Genomic DNA, 21359 nt, shown 5'->3' with positions numbered 1-21359 from the left:
ATAATTGCATTTTCTTTCAGTAGAAAATTGTAAAAAATTAGAAGTTTAATTTAATAAAAATAATAAAATGGCGAGAGTCAAACCTAAAAGACACGGTGTTGTAGTCGATATGACTGCTATGACTGACGTTGCTTTCCTTTTGCTTACATTCTTTATCTTGACTACTCAGTTTAAGAAGCCAGATGTAGAGCAAATCAAACCGCCATCTTCTATCTCGGAAAAGTTACTTGATGATAAAGATTTAATGACAATTAATATTACGTCTCAAGGTAAATTTTATTTTGCACCTGTTAATAATTTTAATGAAAGATCACAATTATTAGATATAATGGGTAAAAAATATGGAATGACTTTTTCTAACGAAGATAAGGTTGCTTTCTTCAAAACTCAGGCTATTGGTGTTCCAATGAATCAATTGAAAGGTTTCTTACAAATGCCTGAAGATAAAAGAAAATTTGCTAAAATTTCTGGGATTCCTCAAGATAGTGTAAATCATCAAATGATTGATTGGGTAAGCGCTAGTTTGGAAATTAATCCAGAGTATAAATTGGCAATTAAAGGAGATGCAAGTACGAATTACCCAAAAGTGAAAAACCTTTTTGAGGGACTTAGAGATATAGAGTATTATAAGTTTTGGTTGATAACAACTCAAGAAAAATAAATAACAAAAGAAATGGCAGAAGTACAAGTACAAGATAAAAGCGAAAAGGGGGGCAAGGTCCGCTCCAAAAAGCAGAGTACTAGAGTCGATATGACTCCTATGGTAGACTTAGGTTTTCTTTTGATAACATTCTTTATGTTTACTACTACTTTTAGTAAACCGAATGTAATGGATCTTGGGTTACCAGCTAAACCAAAAAAAGATCAACCCAAGCCTCAACAGACTGAGATTGATTTATCAAACTCAATTTCTCTTATCATAGGTAAAGATAACAGAATTTTTTATCATCAGTTAGATCAAGCTGGTCTTAATGAGCAGACATTGATGGAAACTACTTTTGATAGAGAAGGGATTACAAAAGTAATCGAGCAAGCAAAGCGTAGAGCTAAAGATGTTACTAAATTTACTGTAATTATTAAGCCTACAGATGATGCTGTATATAAGAATTTCGTAGATATTTTAGATGAAATGGCAGTTACTAAATCTGAACAGTATGGTGTAACAGACATTAAGCCGTGGGAAAAAGTGATTTACGATAAAAAAGTTGGAGGTTCTACACCAGCACCAGCGAAATAATAATTTCAAAACATTTTGAATATTATGGAAAATGATAATTTAAATTACAATCCATCATTAGATGAAATTGTATTTGAGCATAGAAATAAGGAATATGGTGCTTATGATTTAAGAACTAATTACAGAAGAATCCTTACAAAATCTGTAATTATTGGTACGGTATTGTTTTGTTTAGCTGCTATTACACCATTTGTAATAATGAAGATTAAGCAATTAACTGCACCTGATAAACAAGAAGTAAATGCTAATCTAATGGAAATTCTTCCAGAAGAAGAAAAACCAAAGGATGAAGTAATTGAAAAAGAAGAAACTCCACCACCACCACCACCAAAACAGGAAGAAAAAATTGAAATTATTCAAAACGTTGTTCCTGAGCCAGTGAAGGCACCTAAAGTGGAAACTCCACCACCACCAATTTCTAAGCAGTTAGAAACTACAACAGGTCTTGTCAATCAAGAAGGGGTAAAGCAAACAACTTATGCACCGCCGCCAGTACAGGCACCGCCAAAAGCTGCTGCAGTAGAATCTAAAGCGCCAAGTACTACAGAAGTTTATGAATCTGTGGATCAAGATGCGGAATTCCCAGGAGGAGGTTTGTCAGCATTCAGAACCAAATTTTCTGAAAATTTTGATACAAGTGCAATGGAAGGAGGAGAAGGAACTATTAAAGCTACAGTTACTTTTATTGTAGAAAGAGATGGTTCTATTACGGATATCAAAGTTCAAGGTGGAAATTCTGATTTTAATCAAGAAGCCATCAGAACAGTAAAAAGCGTCAGAACTAAGTGGAAACCAGCTAAGATTAATGATCAGCCGGTAAGACAAAGATATAAGATGCCTATTACGATGAATTTTGAATAAGATCTTGAAATTTTTCTAATAAATCTTAATGAGAAGCGAAAGCTTCTCATTTTTATATCAATCAATATGTTTAATATTTTATCTTTATTAATAGGCTTTTTTTACATTGCATTGGGTATTTTTGTAATCGTTAAAAAGTTCTTTGTTGTGACCCTAGATGGTATTATTCCATATTTATTAGGAGGTGTACTCATTATATATGGATTTTTTAGAATTATTAGAGCTTTAAATTTTCTAAGAAAAAAAGATGAATAAGTTTTTGATTTTTTTGTCTTTGTTACTCATCACAATTTCTTGTTCTAAGGATAGTGGTAACGCGCCTAATAAAGGAGAAATTGTAGTAGTAGCTGATGAGTCTTTCAAGAATGTAACCACTGCATTGGCTGAAAGATATATGGCATTTTATCCAGATACGAAAATCAATGTTCGTTTCCAAAAAGAAGATTATGCACTGATGGATTTACTCAAGCAAAATGTAAGAGTAATTGTGATGTCTAGAGAGCTCACAGAGAAGGAAAAAAATCTCTACAAAGAAATGGTTGATCTACCATTTGAACCAGCAAAGTTTGCAGGTGATGCAACAGTTTTTGTAACAGCTAAAAACTCACCAAGAAATTCAATTACGATAGAAGAGCTTAAAAAGGAACTTTTATCCGAAGACAGAAAAGTTGTTTTTGATGGTGCCAGAACTGGAAATTTCAATTTTATATCTCAAAAATTGAAATTAGAACCCACAGAAATGAAATTTTCTGTAATTAAAGGAAATGAAAATATCATTTCTCAGATAGATAAATATCCGGAAAGTATTGGGGTTATTAGTTTTAACACATTTTCGAATCCATACACTAAAGAAGCAGAAAATTTAAGAAATAAAGTTAAAATCTTACCTGTTGTAGATGAAAAAGGAAATTCATATTTACCTAATCAAGAAAATATTAGGTATATGAAATATCCATTTACAAGAATTTTATATTTTTTGACCAATGAGGGGTATTTTGGTCTAGGAAATGGTTTTATTAGGTTCTCGTGTACTCAAATTGGGCAGATAGTAGTAAGTAAAGAAGGCTTACAACCCTATAATATATTTAAAAGAGAAGTACAAATGAGATAAAAAATTTTTTATTTTGGCATAATTAAGTTATTTTTGGCGCGAAAATTGTGTATTCTGAATAAAGAATTAATTTTAAAGAAAAAATTTAGATATGAAATATAGTATTAATATACCAAAAAAGGTAGTAATGAGTGTGGCAGCAACTTTTGTTTTAAGTTTTGCCAGCGCACAAACAGTAGCGGAAGGTATTAATTATTTAGATAGTCATAAATATGCTAAGGCAAAAGAAGTTTTCAATCAATTGATAGCAAAATCACCTTCTGCTGAAAATTATTTCTATCTAGGAAATGCATATTTAGTTCAATTTGAACCAAATTTTGATAAAGCAAAAGAAAATTTTGATAAAGGACTAGCGCTAGACTCTAAAAGTTATTTAAACAAAATTGGTTTGGCAGCAATTAAAATTGGTAAAGGTCAGAAAGCTTCTGCTATCACAGATTTAACCCAAATTGCAAAAGATTCTAGAGAAAAAGACCCAGAGGTTTTGTATAGAATTGGTGAAGCCTTATCTATGTATGAGAATAGCAATGATCCTAATTTAGCAATCACTTATCTTGATAAAGCAATTCAAAAAGCAGCAGATAAAGATGGTGTACCTGCTCATTATTATTACACTTTAGGTGATGCATATAGAATGATTAAGAACCCAGGTAGTGCAATGTCTGCATATGAAAATGCATCTTCTATAGCTAAGAACAAGGCTTCAGTTTTTTATAGAATGGCCACACTTTGGATGGCTGCTAAACAATATAAAAAAGCTGAAGAAAATATAAATAAAGCGATAAGCACAGACCCTACATATGCGCCAGCATACAAAGCACAAGCAGAGTATAATAGAGTTTTTCAAAGACCAGAAGAAACTACTAAAGCTCTAATCAATTATACTAAATATGCTGATGAAGATCCTAGCACTACATTAGAAATAGCAAAATTATATTTTATTAATAATGATTTCGCAGAGTCTAAAGCTACTTTAGATAAAGTTTTTGATAAGGTTTCAGATCCTATTAAGTACAAATTAAAAGCTTACCTTCAATATGAAGATAATGATTTTGCAGGAGCTAAAACCAATTTAGAAACTTATCTGCAAAATATAGAAAAATCTAGAATTATACCAAGTGATTCAGGTTTAGAAGCGCTAATCTATGCTGGGCTTGCAACCAAAGAAGCAGATGCTACAGCTAAAGCTACTCTTATGCAGAAGTCTGCAGAAAAAATGGCAGTTGTAAAAGCAGCTAAAGATGATACTCTAAATTGGGATACAGAATACGCAAAAGTAATAAGTGGAGCTAGTGAGTTAAGAGCTAAAGCAGATGCAGGTCCTACTAATGAAACCATAGAAGGATTGAAAAAGCAAGCAGCTGTAAATAAAGAAGATACTACGGTATTGTTCAATTTAGCACAAGCTTATGAGACAGCTTCTAACTGGGAAGGTTCTGCTCTAACTTGGCAAAAAATTAATGAATTGTTGCCAACATGGGAACCAGCATATTATAGTAAAGGTTACGCTCTTCAAAAAGGCGGTTATAATCAGCCAGCAGCTCTAGCATACATGAAGTATATAGATGTGGTAATGGCTAAACCAGTTGCAGAACAACAGCCGCTTCAAGATAATTTGTACGGAGCATATTATAATGTAGCACTTTTATTGAAAGATGCAGATAAAGCTAAAGCAGTAGAGAACATAAACAAAGCACTTGCGATAAAACCTACTGATCAAAGTGCGCTAAGTCTTCAAAAACTTTTAAATAAATAATATCAAAACTCCTTAAGAATTAAGGAGTTTTTTTAATTTTGTTCATCAAATTTCAAATTTAGTTATGAAAGTAGATGTATTAGCCATAGGTGCTCATCCTGATGATGTAGAATTAGGTTGCGGAGGTACCATTGCCAAACTCATTTCCGAAGGAAAAAAAGTAGCCATAATAGACCTTACCCAAGGGGAATTAGGGACTAGAGGTACTCATGAAACCAGAGCTTTAGAGGCAAAAAATGCTGCTGAAATTTTAGGAATTTCGGCCAGAGAAAATCTTAATATGAAAGATGGATTTATTGTAAATTCGGAAGACTATCAACTAAGAATTATTAAAGCAGTTAGAAAGTATCGACCAGAAATAGTATTTTGTAATGCCATAGATGACAGGCATCCTGATCATGCAAAGGCTGCTAAATTAGCTTCTGATGCGTGTTTCCTTTCAGGTTTGATTAAAATAGAAACGGAAGTAAATGGTGAAAAACAAGAAAATTGGCGACCAAAGCAAGTTTTTCATTACATACAATGGAAAAATATAAAACCAGATTTTGTGATTGATATTACAGGATTTTTAGAAAAAAAGATAGAAGCATGCTTGGCTTATGCAACTCAATTTTATGACCCAAACTCTACAGAGCCAATGACTCCTATTGCCACTAAAGACTTTTTAGAAAGCCTTACTTATAGAGCTCAGGATTTAGGAAGATTGTCTGGTGTAGATTATGCAGAAGGCTTTACTGCTGAAAAATTAATTGCTTTGAAAAATTTTGACGGAATTATTTGTTAATTGTTCAAAAAAAATTATATATTTGCACACGCAAAAAATGGTGATTGTAGCTCAGTTGGTTAGAGCGTCGGATTGTGGTTCCGAAGGTCGTGGGTTCGAGACCCATCATTCACCCAAAAAATAAAGCATCCTAAATATGGATGCTTTTTTTATGCCTTTGTTTTACTGTCTAAAACCAGAGTTGCTGGGCCGTCATTTAATAAAGAGACTTTCATGTCTGCTCCGAAAATCCCACTTTCTATTTTTAAGTCAGATTTCTTTAACTCATCTTTTACATAATCAAACAGCGGAATTGCTTTTTCTGGTTTTGCAGCTCTGATGTATGATGGTCTATTGCCTTTTTTGTAATCAGAGATTAATGTAAATTGACTAATACATAAGATTTCTCCCGAAATATCCTTCACAGAAAGATTCATTTTGCCGTCATTATCAGAAAAGATTCTTAAGTCTAAAATTTTCTTTACTAGCCAATCTGCATCACTTTTTTCATCATCTTCACATACTCCAATTAGTAACATTAGTCCCTCAGAAATTTCACCTACAATCTTTCCATCTACTTTTACATTAGCATTTTTTACTCTTTGTACTACTATTTTCATTTCATTAATTATAAATGTTCAAAACATTGGTGGAGGCATTAAAACTATAGAAATATTGCTTAAGAGGATACGGACTAATTTCTGCTGGAGCGCCACTGTTTAGAAACCATTTTGCATTATCTTTTTTACAAATTACTAGCGTGCCACCTTCTACTTCTAAAGTTGTATTTGTATCTGGACAAATATGAGGAGCGTTTCGATCATATATTTTGAAGCCAGATGGTGTACGGGTGATAATTAGTCCTCTAGTGCCAGATTGTTGTTCTGAAAGATAAATCCATCCCCCAATGTTTTGTAACTGATAGTATGCAGGGAGATTAATGTTAATTTGAACAGAAATGAGTTGATTAGGGAAGCATTGGGTGGTTTCTTCTCTATTTCCACAAGAATAGAATATTTTTAATAAACTGATAACCAATATTATTGAGGCTAGTATCTTGATAAATTTTGTTTTCATATAAAAATAAGTGTTATCTTTGTAACTCGAAAAATTAATGAATATTGTCCGACAAAGGTCGGATTATTTTTTTATACTAACGCTAAATAAACGAGATATGAGCAAAGTTATAAATTATGTAACCAAAGAAGGCTTAGAAAAAATGAAAGCTGAATTGGAGCAGCTAGAGAGTATAGAAAGGCCAAAAATCACTCAACAAATTGCAGAAGCTAGAGACAAAGGTGATCTTTCTGAAAATGCTGAATATGATGCAGCTAAAGAGGCTCAAGGTATGCTAGAAATGAAAATTTCTAAATTAAAAGATACTATTGCGAATTCTAAAGTGATAGATGGCAGCCAGTTAGATACTTCTAAAGTTTCTATTCTTTGTACAGTTCGTCTTAAAAATAATGCGACAAAGCAGGAACAAAAGTTTACTTTAGTACCTGATAATGAATCTGATATAAAAACAGGAAAGATTTCTGTTAATACTCCTATTGCTAAAGGTTTGCTTGGTAAAGTTATAGGCGAAACTGCAGAAATAGTATTGCCAAACGGAAATAAACTTTCATTTGAAGTTTTAGATATTTCATTATAAGTTTCTTAGGTTTATCTTATTATCATGAGTACTATTTTCACAAAAATAATAAACGGAGAAATCCCTTGTTATAAAATAGCCGAAGATGAAAATCATATCGCTATTTTAGATGCTATGCCATTGGTGGAAGGTCATACATTGGTTATTCCTAAAAAAGAAGTAGATTTAATTTTTGATCTAGAATCTGAAGAATTTAAAAATCTTTGGGCGTTTGCTCAAGATGTAGCCAAAAAAGTAGGAAAAGCAATACCGTGCATAAGAGTAGGTGTTGCTGTAGTTGGTATTGAAGTGCCACATGCTCATATACATTTGGTGCCACTCAATAGTATGCAAGACCTTAATTTTGGTAATGAAAGATTAAAACTAAGCCCTGAACAATATAGAGAAATACAAGATAAAATTGTAAATCAATAAAAATCTAAAACTCAAATTCTTTCAGGAATTTGAGTTTTTTAAAATTTATATATAATGAATCCAAATCAATGTTCATTTTGTGGCAGAAAAAAAAGTGAAGTAGAAATTTTAATTTCTGGTAAAGATGGTTATATCTGCGAAAACTGTGTAGAGCAAGCCCATGCTATTGTAAAAGAAAGCGTAGGGGCAGATTCTTTTGCGCCAGCTCAATCTATAGAAGAACTCAAAAAGCCGAGAGAAATAAAAGCGTTTTTAGATGAATATGTCATAGGACAGGATAAAGCTAAAAAACAACTATCTATAGCTGTGTATAATCATTACAAAAGACTTTTACATAACGAAGACGAAAATAAATCTGTAGAAATAGAAAAGTCAAACATCATTATGGTGGGTGAAACAGGAACTGGTAAGACATTGCTTGCTAAAACCATAGCTAAACAATTAAATGTTCCGTTTTGTATTGTAGACGCTACGATTCTTACAGAAGCTGGTTACGTAGGTGAAGATGTTGAAAGTATTCTTTCTAGACTTTTAATGGTCGCTGATTATGATGTGGAAAAGGCGGAAAAAGGAATTGTTTTTATTGATGAAATAGATAAAATTGCCAGAAAATCAGATAATCCAAGTATTACAAGAGATGTTTCTGGTGAGGGTGTACAGCAGGGTTTGTTAAAGCTTTTGGAAGGAAGTATTGTAAATGTACCACCGCAAGGTGGCAGAAAGCACCCTGACCAAAAATATATCCAAGTAAATACACAAAATATTTTGTTTATTGCTGGTGGTGCTTTTGATGGTATAAAAGAAATTATCGAAAGAAGATTAAACAAACAAGCTATTGGTTTTAGTTCAGAAAAAATCAATAAAACTGAGGGTGATGATTACATCTTAGAAAAATTGAATTCATCTGACCTTAAAAGTTTTGGACTTATACCAGAACTTTTGGGAAGATTTCCTATTGTGACTTACTTAGATAAACTTACCAAGGAAACCTTACTAAGAATTTTGAAAGAACCTAAAAATTCTATTATTAATCAATACACAGAGCTATTTAGATTAGACGGAATTGATATAGGATTTAAAGACAGGGCTTTAGAAAAAATAGTAGAGTATACAATAGACAAAGGTCTTGGTGCTAGAGGGCTTAGGGGAACGACAGAAAAGGTCTTAGAAAACTATATGTTTGATATTGATACCCTTAATTCATCATTAATTATTGATGAAGATGATGTTAAATCCATTATTTAAGCGTTAAAAATTTGGATATCCAATAAATTTTTATAATTTTGTAAGTTCAGAAGAAGTCTATCTTCTTTCAAAACACAAACGAAATGAAAAAAAATTTATTAACTCTAACATTAATTGGAGGGCTTATACTTGTAAAAGCCCAGACTAATGGCACATTTATGGATGTCAATGCAAAGATGTCAGTAAGTAAAGGTGCGTTAGTGTACAATACTGGCAGTTTAGTGCTAAAAGACAATGCTCAGGTTATTAATGGTGGAAATGTAATGATTGTAGGAGGAGCAAGTGATGTTTTTAGAACTCTAAAGGCAAATGGGAATCCTAAACTTGAATCAGAAGCAGGAGGTAATTTTATTAATAAAATTAATGAGCCTAATAACTATGGATCAATTAATTCTGCAAACCCTGCTAATGCCCCCGTTTATACTTATGGCCAACTTTATATAAGTGGTTTAACTCAATTGAACGTTGATGGGTTTGTAGACCAAGAGTATAGAGCAGTAAAGCATGGCTCATACCAACAGATTGCAATGCCTTTTTTCTTTAAGACTTTATCTACTTTAAGTTCTTCTGCAGAATTAGGTAAAGGATTTACCAATACAAGATGGTCAGAGAACGAAATTCTAAAATGGAATAACAACAATGTTGTTTTTGATTTCACTCCAGTAACAGACAAAACAGCAACAGGTACAGATTATTATATACTGGGTTCTAAAAATTTAGATACAAGTTCTAAAGTTTTCACGGTTAAAGGTATCCCTTATTCTGATTTGAATGTGCCAAATGTTATTTTAGAAAATGCAGGAGCTGCAATTAATTTTGGGACAGGAGGTAATAATCGTAATCAATACAACGAAAGATATAATTCATATTTACAAGATGGTTTTCATATAGCAAGTGGAGGAGTAGCATGGGATTCTGCGGATGCTAATGGTAAGGGTTTTGGGAAAAATTTATATCAATTCGGGAATCCTTTTTTAACTAATCTTGATTTAACTAGAATAGCGATTAACGAAGGAGCTTCTGGCGACGGTAATTTTTTGTCTAATATATATGGTATTAGGTTAGAGGTTTCGGGAGTTCAATACACTAGTAATGTAGGTGGAGGTTCTACTTCATATAAGTATGTAACTTTTGATACAGCAGGAAATCCGACTGGGGATATTGATTATATGATGGTTAGGCCAATGGGGACTTTTGTTATAAAAATGAAAGATAACACCAAAACCGCTCCAGTAGCTCAAAGGACTTTAGATTTTAAAACTTTAAGAAGATTTCAATATTATCCAAGGCAAGTCAATAATTATAGCGTAACTGCTGCAAGAGTCTCATCTAAAAAAGCGTCAACTGTTACTAAACAATTAGGTGTAATAGCATTAGATGCTGATGGAAATGAAATAGGTAGAACTTATTATGTTGTGTATCCTGATGCTACTACAGGTAACTCTACAAAAGCAAATACACAAGTTACCGCTTTCAGTAATAATATTGTAGGAACTTATGAAGAAGCATTGAACGGAGGATATGACTATAACCAAACTAGTAAATATTGGTTGTACATCAATGAAGCCAATGAGAACGACTTTAAAGGAAAAAATATAAAACTAGTTAACTATAGTGATAAAATCAAATCATATAAATTTGAAATTCGAGAAAATGCTCAATTGGTAAACGATGGAACTCATTTGCTATCTTCAGGAGAAGGATTCTATATCAAAGATGCCAAAAACAATGGTAGCTTGATAGATGTTAAACAGATGAATACAATTCCTGTAACTTCTACAGAATATGATTTGTATTATGGCAAACCACAAACAGACGGAACATTGGGGACTAATGAAGGAAAAACTCCTTCTAGAACTAAGATATTATATATAGAAGACGCGAAGAAATATATCGTAAAATTTGATCCAAATTGGAAAAAAGCAGATATATATGTACACGATATGAGTGGCAGACTTATTTTTAGTGATAAAAACGTAAGCGCTAGTTCTGATTATTTAATCAAACTTGATGATAACGTAAACAATGCGTACATTGTTAATGTTATTTCAGAACTTGGTGAAAAAGTAACCTCTAAAATTATAAAATAAGAAGCCATGAAACATCTATATAAATTATTATTTTTCTTTGCCATTTTATTTTATAATATAGTAAATGCACAACCACCAACTCCTCCAGGTGGTGGAGGTGGTGTAACACCTGGAGCTCCAGCATCTCCAATTGATGATTACATAATATATTTGGCAATTGTAGCAATATTTGTAATATACTTTACGTATAAAAAATCAAATAGATTAGTAAAAAATTAATCATAAAAACTCACAAGAAATTGTGAGTTTTTTTATCTTTATCCTATGAAAAATATTATATTACTTACATCATTATTTATTGCTACTTTTTATAAAGCTCAGTTTGCAATTAGCATAAAAGCACCTATTGATTTTAATGCATCAGAGGCTTATTTGTATAAATTGAATGGTTCTAAAGATCTAATCATAGATAAAGCCTTTAAAAAAAACAATACTTGGGATTTTAATGTAAAAGAAAAGTATGAAGGGATGATGAAAGTCTACTTTCCAGAAACTAATTCATCTGTTACTTTTATTTCAGAGAATAGTAATGTCTTATTAAATTTTACTACTAAAAATGGTAAAGTGGCGAAAATTGATTATCTAGATGAAGCCAATAAAATTTTTTATGGCTTACAAGATCAACAAAAAAAGAAGGAGCAAATTCTTCCTGCACTTTATCAGATAGTAACATTCTACAGAGATGATTCAGCATTTGGAAAAGCTTTAAATGACGAAATTGGTAATCTAAGTACAAACATTTCGTATAATGCAGAAAAACATCCTTTCATAGATTATTATACAAGTAACTACAAAAAATATCTTTCCGAAACAGCAGGTGTAAAAGCCCCAGGGAATAGTGAAATCATCAATTTTCTTAATTCTACAAACAATTATTTAGAAACATCATCTTTGCTTAGGCCAATACTTATAAGTTTTTTAAGTAATTCTAACAAGGCATCCTTAGCAGAGGAGACAGATAAATTATTAAAGACAGTAAATCTAGAGACGCCTAGAGGACAAACTATTCTTTCTGAATTAATCGAAATATTTAATGTATACAGTATTAAGGATCTAAAGGATAAATATCTTGCAGAAGCTAAGGCGCTAAAATGCACGATTAATGATAGATTGTCAGGAACGATTAAATCTAATGAAAATACGGCAATAGGTTCTGTGTTTCCAAACTATAAATTTATTGCTCCTTCTAATACAAAAACAAAATCAATATACGATATAAAAGCGGATAAAAAAGTTATTATTTTTTGGGCTTCTACTTGTTCTCATTGCGAAAAAGAAATTGGTGAAATGCTTACCAAATATAATGAGCTTAAATCTAAAAACATTGAGGTTGTCGGATTATCACTAGATTCTGATAAGCATTCATATACAGAAAAAGTAAAACTGTTACCTTGGATAAATGACTCTGAATTAAAAGGATGGTATAGTTCTTATGTAGATACATATAATATACATGCAACTCCAACTTTTTATATAGTAGATGTTTCCAATAAAATTATTTCTAATCCCGATAATTTTGTTGAAGTTTTAAATTTTCTTGGTTTAAAATAATTTGCAGAGAATAAAAATATTCATATATTTGCACCACGAAAAACGGCGAGGTAGCTCAGGTGGTTAGAGCGTTGGATTCATAACCCAAAGGTCACGGGTTCAAATCCCGTCTTCGCTACAAAAGACAACAATTATTGTTGTCTTTTTTTTATTTGCATGATTTTAGCCCATTTTTTATTGTTATTTATAATATAATATGTTAATTGTTAATAGAATAACTAATTATATGATATTTATTGGTAAAATATTGATAAAAAAAACGCAAAAATATTTTGTAAATTGATAATATTGATGTACTTTTACACCGCTTTGAATGAGCGTTCTGCTCTTAAGGCAATAAATTTTTTTTCATCATTTGTGTTTTTAGAATCACATCGAAAGATGTGATTCTTTTTTTTGTTTAAAACAGCTAATTTTCATATCTAATAAGCAGTTCTATAAAGTAACTATAGGTGATACTGCCTTCTTGTCTGTTAGATTTTAAGAACAAATCATTCGTTGCATGAAATAGGTTGTTGATCCAACCTTGATGATTTTCATAAAACATTTTATTGTTTTCTAAATCTCTTTTTACAGCATCTGATAAAAATAATTTTGCTTGCCCCACAAATTCGGGATTTTTTTCTAACTGTGCATTTAATAGACTTTTTAAGACATAGAGATTTGCGCTATATTCAAGGTCAGGGTTTTTTGAATTTTTGCATATAAGGTAGGCTATAAAATTAGCTTCTTGTTCTCTAGCAAAACCTAATTGGTGTGCGCTTTCATGTGCTAAGGTAAATGGGATATAAGTTGCGGGTAATTGAGGATTATACTGTGCCTCTGATGTAAAAGGGTTGTAATACCCGAGTATACCTGTATAACTGAAATATTTACCCAAAAGAGTGGGTTTAAAATTATCAATCAAGGTGTATTGTTTTTCAGAGAATTTTCTTGGAATTTTTTTTTGATTTTCAAGTATTTTATGTTTTGTCTCTTCTATATTCTTAATACAGAAAACTCCATTTTTGTCTTGTAGCACATAATTTCTACTGATATTGGTTTTGTGTATATATTTTAGGGTTAATTTACTTAGAGTTTCTTCTGAAATTTTTTTTGTGGGAAGTTTTTCAATTATTGGCGGTTGAAAATATAGAAGTCCCCAGAAAATTTGATAGATAAAATATAGGATGTTTATAGTTTTTAGAAGTTTTACTAAGTATGCATGACGTGATTTTTTTCTAAAGATTTTATAGATTATGATTAGAAGGAAAAAAAATATAAAGCTGTAAATTATGTCTCCTATAGAAAAATTAGTGATAGAGAATATTGTCTGATGACTTTTTTTCTTTAGTTCAAAAATAGTATTGGCTAATCTTATTCCCAAAGTGGTTATTGATAATATGTAAAATAAAAAAAATTGGGCAAACAAAATGCTCACCCAATATATAATTTTGCGATTATAGTTCTTGAAAATAGTCATGTTAGTTTACCAGACTAAAGCACTTGCGCCTAAAATAGCGGCATCTGCCTCATTTAAAGTACTGTATAATATTTTAACTTGATTTTTAAACACTTGTAGCAAGTTTTCTTCCATCGCTTGTCTTGTAGGTTTCATGATCAAGTCTCCAGCTTTGGTTAGGCCTCCGAAAAGAACTATAGCTTCAGGTGCTGAAAACAATACGAAAGTCGCTAAGGCTTCACCAAGAATTTTACCTGTAAATTCGAATACTTCATTAGCTAATTTATCACCTTGTTCTGCACATTTAAAAACTGTTTCGCTAGTTAACTCATCGATCGTAAAACTTCTTAATAAACTTGGAATGTCAGGGTTAGATTGTAAAAGTTCAATAGCAGTATCTCTAACTCCTGTTGCAGAAGCGTATGATTCTAGGGCTCCTTTTAAACCGGTTCCTTTGTGAAGTCTACCTCCATTTCGTACAATGACATGGCCGAGTTCACCCGCGAAACCATTGAATCCTAGTACAATATTTCCATCAATGATAATTCCACTGCCAACACCAGTTCCTAAGGTGATAGTGATAAAGTTTTTCATGCCTTTAGCAACTCCATATTGCATTTCTCCTACTGCGGCAGCGTTAGCATCATTGGTAAGTTTTGTGGGAATTTTAAATTTTTCTTCCATAATGTCTGCCATAGGAATTATCCCTTTCCATTTTAAGTTGGCAGCATATTCTATAGTTCCTTGGTAATAGTTAGCATTAGGAGCACCCATTCCAATTCCTACAAATGCTTCAGGCCCGCCAAATTGATCAATCATGGGTTGAAGTTTTTCTGCTAAAACTTCTATAAAGCCTTCTACATTTTCTTTTTCATTAGTTTTAATTCTATCTTGAATTAAAATCTCTCCGTTTCTATTTACTACACCGAATTTAGTATTAGTACCACCTACATCGATACCAATTGCATATTTTGCTTTCATAATTAATCTACTTTAATGTCTGTATTTACATTTTTGCAACCTATTAATGCATACCAAAGCATATAAGCAAGACATGCAAACATTACCCAATAACTGTTCATATAACCAAAATTATCTGATACCCATCCTTGGATTAGAGGTACTATACCTCCACCACAAACCATCACCATAAAAATACCAGATGCAGCAGCAGTATATTTTCCTAAACCTTCAACAGCTAAGTTAAAAATACCTCCCCACATGATAGATGTACATAAACCACAAAGTACTAAAAATACAATACTTAGAGGGACTTGTGCACCATTAAATGGAAGGGTTACCGTAGTGCTAACAGGAGTGAAAATGGCAAGAAGAATTAAAACTAATCCTAATACTGAAACAGAAATCAACATTTTTTTACTTGAAATTGTAGAGCCTAGAATACCACCAGCTAATCGACCTACTAGCATTAATAACCAATAAACTCCAACAATACTTCCAGCGATAGTAGCATCTATTCCTAATCCAGGGTTCTCCGCAGTTGTTTTAGCTGTCATGAAAAGGTTAGCAGTACTTGGAATACCAATTTCAGTACCTACATAGATGAAAATTGCAATAGCACCAAAAATAAAATGACGGAAAGATAATGGGCTATGAGAGTGTTTTACACTACGCTCTTCAGCTGTTTCTTTATGCGGTTCAGGAATTTTAACAAAAGATAATACCACAAAAGCTACGGCAAAAATACCCATAGCTAAAAATAGTGCAGGATTAGCTTTTTCTATAGTTCTACCAGCCTCAGCGCCCATTAAATAACCTACTAACATTGGGGTAATAGTAGCGCCAATAGAATTTAAAGAACCACCAAATTGTAGTAATTTGTTTCCAGAATTACCACCACCTCCTAGAGTGTTTAGCATTGGGTTTACTACAGTATTTAGCATACACATAGAGAAACCAGAGATGAAAGCACCAATTAAATAGACAGCAAAAAGACCTACTTGCCCAGATAAGAACTGTACCCCTACGCCAACAAAACCTACGGCTATGGCAATTAATGCGGTTACTTTATAACCTAATTTCTTCAGCATAATTCCTGCAGGAATTCCCATAAATGCATAGGCGATAAAATTACCTAAGAATCCTAATTGTGATTCGAAATTTGATGCTCCGAATTGGTTGGCAACAATTACGCCCATTGGGCTTGGCAAACCTGTTACGAAGGCAATCATAAAAAAGAGTGCAAACATCATTGCAATCGGCAAAGCATAGCTCTGCGTTTTCTCTGTAGTGCTCATATTTATTTGTTTTTTAATTTGTTTTCAATTTATACTTAACACAAATATATATTATTTTCTCAAATTGATACAATAGTTGGGTTAATTATTTTGAAGCGTAAATTTAATAAGATTATATGAAACTTCTTTTAATTCTTGTATGTTTTTTGTTGGTTCTATGATGTCGTTCATATAAATTTTAACTTTTCCAGGGTGTCCTTTGCTATTGTCAAAAGGAAACATCTCTTTTAGTCCCATAAATGTAAAGACTACAATAGGAGATTGATGGTCCCTAGAAAGAATAAAAGCACCATCTTTGAATTGGTCTAGAATAATAGAAGTGTCATCTGGTACACCACCTTCTGGGAAGATGACTATACTATCACCTTCATTCATTCTCTCTGCACACCTCTTGTAAACTTCTGCACGACTTTTAGCTGATTTTCTATCTACTAATACACATATTCTTTTATATATGGTTCCAAAAATTGGGATTTTCACCAATTCTTTCTTCCCTACAAAACAAATAGGATGGTCAGGGAATAATATCACAGGTAGCATGATATCCATTATTGAGGTATGATTGGCAATAATTACATACTGCTGGTCTTTGTCTATTTTTTTTTCTGTGAGTTTTTTTAATTCATATCTAAAACCCATTCCATAGAAAATGCCAATGCACCAGATTCTCACAAAAAAATAAGCATACTTGTAATGCTCTTTTCTTATCGATAGTAGATATACGGGGATAAAAAATAGAATCAGCAGAATACCTGCTATTATGATCATCCATCCTCGCCATAAATAGTTAAAGAACTTTGTCATTTTTTATCCATTAAAAATTACATTTTTCTTTACAGAATAATTGAGAATAGAAACCAATATAATCGCAGAGATTTTACTAATTATTTCAGGACTTAAAGTATAAATAATTAAATCTATATTATCTTTAAATACATATCGAAAGAAAATTTGGAAAAACAGCAAGCTTAGTAGGGTTGATAAAAAAGAAATAAACATAAAATAGGCAAACTCCTTTCTTTTAGAATGTTTGCCTCTTTCAAAAACGAACCAAATGCTTAGGAAATAATTGAAGATAATTCCACAAAAGGTTGAAAAAATGTTGCTCAGAGGGAAATGAATTCCGTAGAAATCTTTCTCCAATGTAAATAAATTAGGGATATATACGCTGAATAATTTGAAGCTGCCAATTTCTACAATTGCGCTTAAACCACCTGCTATAATAAAAAACAGAACTTGTTTTTGTTTTAATAAAAGTTGTTTCATAAAATTTCTAACCCACAAATTTAAACTTAAATGTTAAAGTTTGATAAAAACAATTAAAAAATTTTTTTGTTTCAAAAATTTGTATAATTTAGTTAACATAAAATATTAATAGAAAGACAAAGTAAAAAACTCATTTTCATAGAGATATGAAAGTGTTTTTTTATCTTGAGACACCGCAGATTATCTCATTTTATTTCTAAAAACACAAAACAATTAATGATGAAAACACCAAGATCTTACAGGAAATTTCAATTCCAACAAGATAAGATTAAAAACCTAGAGGAAAAAAGTCCTCGCTTTAAGAGAATTTATACTGAGTTTGAAAATCTCTCAGACGAGATATGGGATATAGAAACTGGCGACAAAGATTCTGTAACAGATGATTTCATGTTGGCGCTTCAGTTGCAAACCAATATTCTAGAAGATGAAATAGACAACTGGCTCAGTTTAAAAGATGAAGAAAACGTAGAGTAATTTGACCGAAAATTCCTAATTTCGCAGGATAAACATTCTATTAGTATGATTGCAATTGTTGATGGTGGTTCTACAAAATGTGACTGGGTAATTCTAGAAAATTCAGGAAAAGTTTCTCAAAAAACCGAAAGCATCGGTTTTAATCCTAATATCATAAATGCAGACCTTATTCCTCAGGAAATCGAAAAAAATCCGCATTTATTCCTTATCAAAAACCAATTAGAGTACATTTATTTTTACGGTTCTGGTTGCGGAACTGCAGAAAATGCTTTGCTTGTAGAGACACAATTGCAGAAAGTTTTCCCATATGCCAAAGTTACCGTTAAAGAAGATCTTACCGCTGCAGCATATGCAGCATACAATGGTAAACCAGCGATTGTTTGTATACTAGGAACTGGTTCTAATTCTTGTTATTTTGATGGAAATTCCATCAGAAGAGACCTGCCATCACTTGGGTTTTTAATTGGTGACGAAGGCAGTGGCAGTGCACTCGGGAAGCACTTGCTTAGAAGATTTTTTATGAAAAAATTACCTCAAGACCTTCATCAAGAATTTGTTGAAACATATCATTTGACCATAGAAGATGCTATCAAGAATATGTATCACAATCCTCGTGCTAATGCTTACTTAGCAGAGTTTAATAAATTTGTGATTCAAAGAAAGCAGCATCCATACTTTCAAAATATGGTTTTTGATGAAATGAAGAATTTCTTTGAGTACCAAGTTTTGCCATACGAAGAAGCTAGAGAAGCTGAGATTAATTTCATAGGTTCTATTGCCTATTATTATGAAGATGTACTGCGTGCTGCAGCAGCAGAACTGAATCTAACCGTAGGTCATATTGTTCAAAAACCAATAGAAAGCCTGGTAGAATATCACAAAAAATATATTTTCAACCAATTATAAAATTAGCCAATTATTTTTTAAAACATTATGTCTAACAAAACACATAGAGATCAAGAGCAGTTCAGACAAGCAGCTCTTGATTATCATAAATCAGAACCAAAAGGCAAAATAGAGGTTATTCCTTCTAAACCACATTCATCTCAGAGAGATTTATCTTTGGCATATTCACCAGGAGTTGCTGAACCTTGTTTAGAAATCGAAAAAAATCCAAAAACAGTCTATGAATATACATCTAAAGGTAATTTAGTAGCCGTAATTTCAAACGGAACGGCAGTTCTAGGATTGGGTGATATAGGTGCTGAGGCTTCTAAACCTGTAATGGAAGGTAAAGGTCTATTGTTTAAAATCTTTGCGGATATCAATGTTTTTGATATTGAAATCAATGAAAAAGACCCAGATAAATTTATAGAAATCGTAAAAGGAATTGCTCCTACTTTTGGGGGGATTAACCTAGAAGACATCAAAGCTCCAGAAGCTTTTTACATAGAACAAAGATTAAAAGAAGAGCTTGATATTCCCTTAATGCATGATGACCAACATGGTACGGCAATTATATCGGCTGCAGCACTTATCAATGCTTTAGAATTGGCAGGTAAAAAAATAGAAAATGTAAAAATGGTAGTGAATGGTGCAGGAGCTGCAGCTATAGCTTGTACCAAATTATACATTGCACTTGGCCTCAATAAAGATAATGTGCTAATGTGCGATTCTAAAGGCGTGATTAATCATAAAAGAGAAAACCTAACTCCAGAAAAAATTGATTTTATTGCTCATACCGAAATCGAAACGCTAGAAGATGCTTTGAAGGGAGCTGATGTTTTTGTAGGTCTTTCTAAAGGAAACGTAATGACTGCCGATATGCTGCAATCTATGGCAGATAATCCTTTGGTTTTTGCGCTGGCAAATCCTACTCCAGAAATTGATTATAATCTGGCAGTTTCTGTGAGAAAAGATGTAATTATGGCTACGGGTAGAAGTGATTTTCCTAATCAGGTGAATAATGTACTTGGTTTCCCATACATTTTCCGCGGTGCATTAGATGTACAAGCTTCGGGAATTAACGAAGAAATGAAATTAGCGGCAGTTCGTGCTATCGCAGATTTAGCCAAAGAACCCGTTCCAGAAATGGTGAAACTGGCTTATAATGTTAAAAATTTAGGATTCGGAAGAGATTATTTTATCCCAAAACCTTTTGATAATAGACTCTTAACCAAAGTTTCTATTGCAGTGGCAAAAGCGGCCATAGAAAGTGGAATTGCAGGTAAACCGATTACGGATTTCGAAGCATACGAAACACAGTTGTTAGATAGAATGGGAAGAGACGAAAAACTCATCAGAATGATGCAAAATCGCGCCCGTTCTAACCCGAAAAGAGTAGTACTAGGAAATGCCGAAGAATATAACGTGCTAAAAGCTGCACAGATTCTATACGAAGAAGGTATAGCACATCCTATATTATTGGGAGAGAAAAAATACATTTTGGAACAAATGGAAAAATTTGATATTTATTTAGATGTTCCTATTGTAGATCCTTCGGATGACGACCAAGAAGAAAATCGTAGAAAATATAGAAATACACTTTGGGAACTTAGAAACAGAAAAGGTATTAATGAATATATTGCCAAAAGATTGGTAAGACAAAGAGATTATTTCGGGCCACTAATGCTGAAGCATGGTGATACTGATGCACTGATTGTAGGGTATTCTAAAAATTATAGAACTGTACTAAAACCTGTGCTTGAGTTGATAGAAAAAGATAAAGGCGTTGACAGAGTAGCGGCTATGATGATGATTCTGTCTGATAAAAAACCCTATTTTTTTGCTGATACTTCTATCAATCAAAATCCGACAGCTGAGGAAATGGCAAATATTGCAAAAATGGCAGAAGTAACCATCAAATCTTTTGCTATAGAACCTAGAATTGCCATGCTTTCTTACGAAAATTTCTCTTCTAATGCAGAAATTTCTAAAAAAGTAGCCAAAGCGGTAGAAATTCTTCATCAGAAGTATCCTAACATGATTGTAGATGGAGAGATACAACCAGATTTCGCGATGAGTGCAGACCATCTTCAGGATTATCCTTTCTCAAAATTAGGAGATACACCTGCCAATACTTTTATCTTCCCGAATCTAGAAAGTGCCAATCTTTCTTATAAAATCATCAGAGGAATGAAGGTTGCACAAGTGGTTGGTCCTATTTTGATGGGACTTAGCCAGCCAGTTCATGTATTGCAAATGAGAGCCAGTGTAGATGAAATAGTAAATCTCGCTACTATTGCTGTTTTGGATGCGCAAATGAGAGAATCTAAATAATCAATAAAAATCCCCTTGG

General features: G+C 32.5%; 22 protein-coding genes and 2 tRNA genes. 17 read left to right on the top strand and 7 right to left on the bottom strand.

From position 1 onward, the window contains the following. Positions 1 to 67: 67 nt before the first annotated feature. The 7 genes from IEW40_RS04140 to IEW40_RS04110 all read left to right on the top strand — a co-directional run bounded on the left by IEW40_RS04140 (position 68) and on the right by IEW40_RS04110 (position 5864). The gene (locus IEW40_RS04140) at positions 68 to 661 is read left to right on the top strand and encodes an ExbD/TolR family protein (protein WP_188616830.1); all 594 of its coding nucleotides are present in this window, start codon (positions 68 to 70) and stop codon (positions 659 to 661) included. Between the two features lie 12 nt (positions 662 to 673). Then, positions 674 to 1237, top strand: coding sequence for an ExbD/TolR family protein (locus IEW40_RS04135; protein WP_188616829.1), 564 nt, complete (start codon positions 674 to 676; stop codon positions 1235 to 1237). A gap of 24 nt (positions 1238 to 1261) precedes the next feature. Then, a complete protein-coding gene (locus tag IEW40_RS04130) occupies positions 1262 to 2098 on the top strand; it encodes an energy transducer TonB (protein ID WP_188616828.1) in 837 nt (278 codons plus the stop codon). A gap of 247 nt (positions 2099 to 2345) precedes the next feature. Continuing rightward, positions 2346 to 3209 carry a PstS family phosphate ABC transporter substrate-binding protein gene (locus tag IEW40_RS04125; RefSeq protein ID WP_188616827.1) on the top strand — a complete coding sequence of 288 codons (864 nt, stop codon included), beginning with the start codon at positions 2346 to 2348 and terminating at the stop codon, positions 3207 to 3209. Between the two features lie 91 nt (positions 3210 to 3300). Next, the gene (locus IEW40_RS04120) at positions 3301 to 4965 is read left to right on the top strand and encodes a tetratricopeptide repeat protein (RefSeq protein WP_188616826.1); all 1665 of its coding nucleotides are present in this window, start codon (positions 3301 to 3303) and stop codon (positions 4963 to 4965) included. Positions 4966 to 5029: 64 nt separating this feature from the next. Then, positions 5030 to 5749: a bacillithiol biosynthesis deacetylase BshB1 gene (gene bshB1, locus IEW40_RS04115; protein WP_188616825.1), complete on the top strand. Its 720-nt coding sequence runs from the start codon at positions 5030 to 5032 to the stop codon at positions 5747 to 5749. A 39-nt stretch (positions 5750 to 5788) separates the two neighbouring features. Further along, positions 5789 to 5864 (top strand) — tRNA-His (locus tag IEW40_RS04110). A 34-nt stretch (positions 5865 to 5898) separates the two neighbouring features. On the opposite strand, the gene dtd is transcribed toward IEW40_RS04110, so the two are convergent. Next, positions 5899 to 6348, bottom strand: coding sequence for a D-aminoacyl-tRNA deacylase (dtd, locus tag IEW40_RS04105; protein WP_188616824.1), 450 nt, complete (start codon positions 6346 to 6348; stop codon positions 5899 to 5901). 4 nt (positions 6349 to 6352) lie between these two features. Further along, positions 6353 to 6805 carry a hypothetical protein gene (locus IEW40_RS04100; RefSeq protein ID WP_188616823.1) on the bottom strand — a complete coding sequence of 151 codons (453 nt, stop codon included), beginning with the start codon at positions 6803 to 6805 and terminating at the stop codon, positions 6353 to 6355. Between the two features lie 109 nt (positions 6806 to 6914). Here IEW40_RS04100 and greA point away from each other — a divergent pair, with 109 nt between their 5' ends. From greA to IEW40_RS04065, 7 genes are all read left to right on the top strand, one after another. Then, on the top strand, positions 6915 to 7382 hold the full coding sequence (gene greA / locus IEW40_RS04095) for a transcription elongation factor GreA (protein ID WP_188617477.1): 468 nt from the start codon (positions 6915 to 6917) through the stop codon (positions 7380 to 7382). A gap of 24 nt (positions 7383 to 7406) precedes the next feature. Next, positions 7407 to 7796: an HIT family protein gene (locus IEW40_RS04090; protein WP_188616822.1), complete on the top strand. Its 390-nt coding sequence runs from the start codon at positions 7407 to 7409 to the stop codon at positions 7794 to 7796. Positions 7797 to 7850: 54 nt separating this feature from the next. Next, a complete protein-coding gene (gene clpX / locus IEW40_RS04085) occupies positions 7851 to 9041 on the top strand; it encodes an ATP-dependent Clp protease ATP-binding subunit ClpX (RefSeq protein WP_188616821.1) in 1191 nt (396 codons plus the stop codon). Between the two features lie 83 nt (positions 9042 to 9124). Then, positions 9125 to 11131: a T9SS type A sorting domain-containing protein gene (locus tag IEW40_RS04080; RefSeq protein ID WP_229663375.1), complete on the top strand. Its 2007-nt coding sequence runs from the start codon at positions 9125 to 9127 to the stop codon at positions 11129 to 11131. 6 nt (positions 11132 to 11137) lie between these two features. Further along, the gene (locus IEW40_RS04075) at positions 11138 to 11350 is read left to right on the top strand and encodes an Fjoh_0651 family PID-CTERM protein (RefSeq protein WP_188617511.1); all 213 of its coding nucleotides are present in this window, start codon (positions 11138 to 11140) and stop codon (positions 11348 to 11350) included. A 45-nt stretch (positions 11351 to 11395) separates the two neighbouring features. Next, positions 11396 to 12682: a TlpA family protein disulfide reductase gene (locus IEW40_RS04070; protein ID WP_188616820.1), complete on the top strand. Its 1287-nt coding sequence runs from the start codon at positions 11396 to 11398 to the stop codon at positions 12680 to 12682. Between the two features lie 44 nt (positions 12683 to 12726). After that, positions 12727 to 12800 (top strand) — tRNA-Met (locus IEW40_RS04065). Between the two features lie 291 nt (positions 12801 to 13091). Here the strand turns inward: IEW40_RS04065 and IEW40_RS04060 are convergent. The 5 genes from IEW40_RS04060 to IEW40_RS04040 form a co-directional block, all read right to left on the bottom strand. Continuing rightward, positions 13092 to 14144: a DUF3810 domain-containing protein gene (locus IEW40_RS04060; RefSeq protein WP_188616819.1), complete on the bottom strand. Its 1053-nt coding sequence runs from the start codon at positions 14142 to 14144 to the stop codon at positions 13092 to 13094. 6 nt (positions 14145 to 14150) lie between these two features. Then, on the bottom strand, positions 14151 to 15104 hold the full coding sequence (locus IEW40_RS04055) for an ROK family protein (protein ID WP_188616818.1): 954 nt from the start codon (positions 15102 to 15104) through the stop codon (positions 14151 to 14153). A gap of 2 nt (positions 15105 to 15106) precedes the next feature. After that, positions 15107 to 16381, bottom strand: a complete 1275-nt coding sequence (locus IEW40_RS04050) for an MFS transporter (RefSeq protein ID WP_188616817.1) — start codon at positions 16379 to 16381, stop codon at positions 15107 to 15109. An 81-nt stretch (positions 16382 to 16462) separates the two neighbouring features. Continuing rightward, positions 16463 to 17185, bottom strand: a complete 723-nt coding sequence (locus tag IEW40_RS04045; RefSeq protein ID WP_188616816.1) for a lysophospholipid acyltransferase family protein — start codon at positions 17183 to 17185, stop codon at positions 16463 to 16465. A gap of 3 nt (positions 17186 to 17188) precedes the next feature. Next, on the bottom strand, positions 17189 to 17647 hold the full coding sequence (locus IEW40_RS04040) for a GtrA family protein (protein ID WP_188616815.1): 459 nt from the start codon (positions 17645 to 17647) through the stop codon (positions 17189 to 17191). Between the two features lie 219 nt (positions 17648 to 17866). Between IEW40_RS04040 and IEW40_RS04035 the strand changes: the two genes are divergently transcribed. Genes IEW40_RS04035 through IEW40_RS04025 form a run of 3 tightly spaced genes read left to right on the top strand, consistent with a single transcriptional unit; the run spans position 17867 to position 21340 of the window. Further along, positions 17867 to 18121, top strand: a complete 255-nt coding sequence (locus IEW40_RS04035; protein ID WP_188616814.1) for a hypothetical protein — start codon at positions 17867 to 17869, stop codon at positions 18119 to 18121. A 45-nt stretch (positions 18122 to 18166) separates the two neighbouring features. Then, complete coding sequence (locus tag IEW40_RS04030) at positions 18167 to 19027, top strand: BadF/BadG/BcrA/BcrD ATPase family protein (RefSeq protein ID WP_188616813.1); 861 nt, start codon at positions 18167 to 18169, stop codon at positions 19025 to 19027. Between the two features lie 27 nt (positions 19028 to 19054). Beyond that, positions 19055 to 21340: an NADP-dependent malic enzyme gene (locus tag IEW40_RS04025; RefSeq protein WP_188616812.1), complete on the top strand. Its 2286-nt coding sequence runs from the start codon at positions 19055 to 19057 to the stop codon at positions 21338 to 21340. The last annotated feature ends 19 nt before the right edge of the window (positions 21341 to 21359 follow it).

This window comes from Cloacibacterium rupense (assembly GCF_014645495.1).
GTDB classification, from domain to species: domain Bacteria; phylum Bacteroidota; class Bacteroidia; order Flavobacteriales; family Weeksellaceae; genus Cloacibacterium; species Cloacibacterium rupense.
The sequence above is the reverse complement of the archived record's forward strand: the minus strand, read 5'-3'. Positions and strand labels throughout refer to the sequence as shown.

Coding starts and splice junctions, on each gene's coding strand:
- IEW40_RS04140 (WP_188616830.1), top strand. CDS start 68: ATGGCGAGAGTCAAACCTAAAAGACACGGTGTTGTAGTCGATATGACT.
- IEW40_RS04135 (WP_188616829.1), top strand. CDS start 674: ATGGCAGAAGTACAAGTACAAGATAAAAGCGAAAAGGGGGGCAAGGTC.
- IEW40_RS04130 (WP_188616828.1), top strand. CDS start 1,262: ATGGAAAATGATAATTTAAATTACAATCCATCATTAGATGAAATTGTA.
- IEW40_RS04125 (WP_188616827.1), top strand. CDS start 2,346: ATGAATAAGTTTTTGATTTTTTTGTCTTTGTTACTCATCACAATTTCT.
- IEW40_RS04120 (WP_188616826.1), top strand. CDS start 3,301: ATGAAATATAGTATTAATATACCAAAAAAGGTAGTAATGAGTGTGGCA.
- bshB1 (WP_188616825.1), top strand. CDS start 5,030: ATGAAAGTAGATGTATTAGCCATAGGTGCTCATCCTGATGATGTAGAA.
- dtd (WP_188616824.1), bottom strand. CDS start 6,348: ATGAAAATAGTAGTACAAAGAGTAAAAAATGCTAATGTAAAAGTAGAT.
- IEW40_RS04100 (WP_188616823.1), bottom strand. CDS start 6,805: ATGAAAACAAAATTTATCAAGATACTAGCCTCAATAATATTGGTTATC.
- IEW40_RS04090 (WP_188616822.1), top strand. CDS start 7,407: ATGAGTACTATTTTCACAAAAATAATAAACGGAGAAATCCCTTGTTAT.
- clpX (WP_188616821.1), top strand. CDS start 7,851: ATGAATCCAAATCAATGTTCATTTTGTGGCAGAAAAAAAAGTGAAGTA.
- IEW40_RS04080 (WP_229663375.1), top strand. CDS start 9,125: ATGAAAAAAAATTTATTAACTCTAACATTAATTGGAGGGCTTATACTT.
- IEW40_RS04075 (WP_188617511.1), top strand. CDS start 11,138: ATGAAACATCTATATAAATTATTATTTTTCTTTGCCATTTTATTTTAT.
- IEW40_RS04070 (WP_188616820.1), top strand. CDS start 11,396: ATGAAAAATATTATATTACTTACATCATTATTTATTGCTACTTTTTAT.
- IEW40_RS04060 (WP_188616819.1), bottom strand. CDS start 14,144: ATGACTATTTTCAAGAACTATAATCGCAAAATTATATATTGGGTGAGC.
- IEW40_RS04055 (WP_188616818.1), bottom strand. CDS start 15,104: ATGAAAGCAAAATATGCAATTGGTATCGATGTAGGTGGTACTAATACT.
- IEW40_RS04050 (WP_188616817.1), bottom strand. CDS start 16,381: ATGAGCACTACAGAGAAAACGCAGAGCTATGCTTTGCCGATTGCAATG.
- IEW40_RS04045 (WP_188616816.1), bottom strand. CDS start 17,185: ATGACAAAGTTCTTTAACTATTTATGGCGAGGATGGATGATCATAATA.
- IEW40_RS04040 (WP_188616815.1), bottom strand. CDS start 17,647: ATGAAACAACTTTTATTAAAACAAAAACAAGTTCTGTTTTTTATTATA.
- IEW40_RS04035 (WP_188616814.1), top strand. CDS start 17,867: ATGAAAACACCAAGATCTTACAGGAAATTTCAATTCCAACAAGATAAG.
- IEW40_RS04030 (WP_188616813.1), top strand. CDS start 18,167: ATGATTGCAATTGTTGATGGTGGTTCTACAAAATGTGACTGGGTAATT.
- IEW40_RS04025 (WP_188616812.1), top strand. CDS start 19,055: ATGTCTAACAAAACACATAGAGATCAAGAGCAGTTCAGACAAGCAGCT.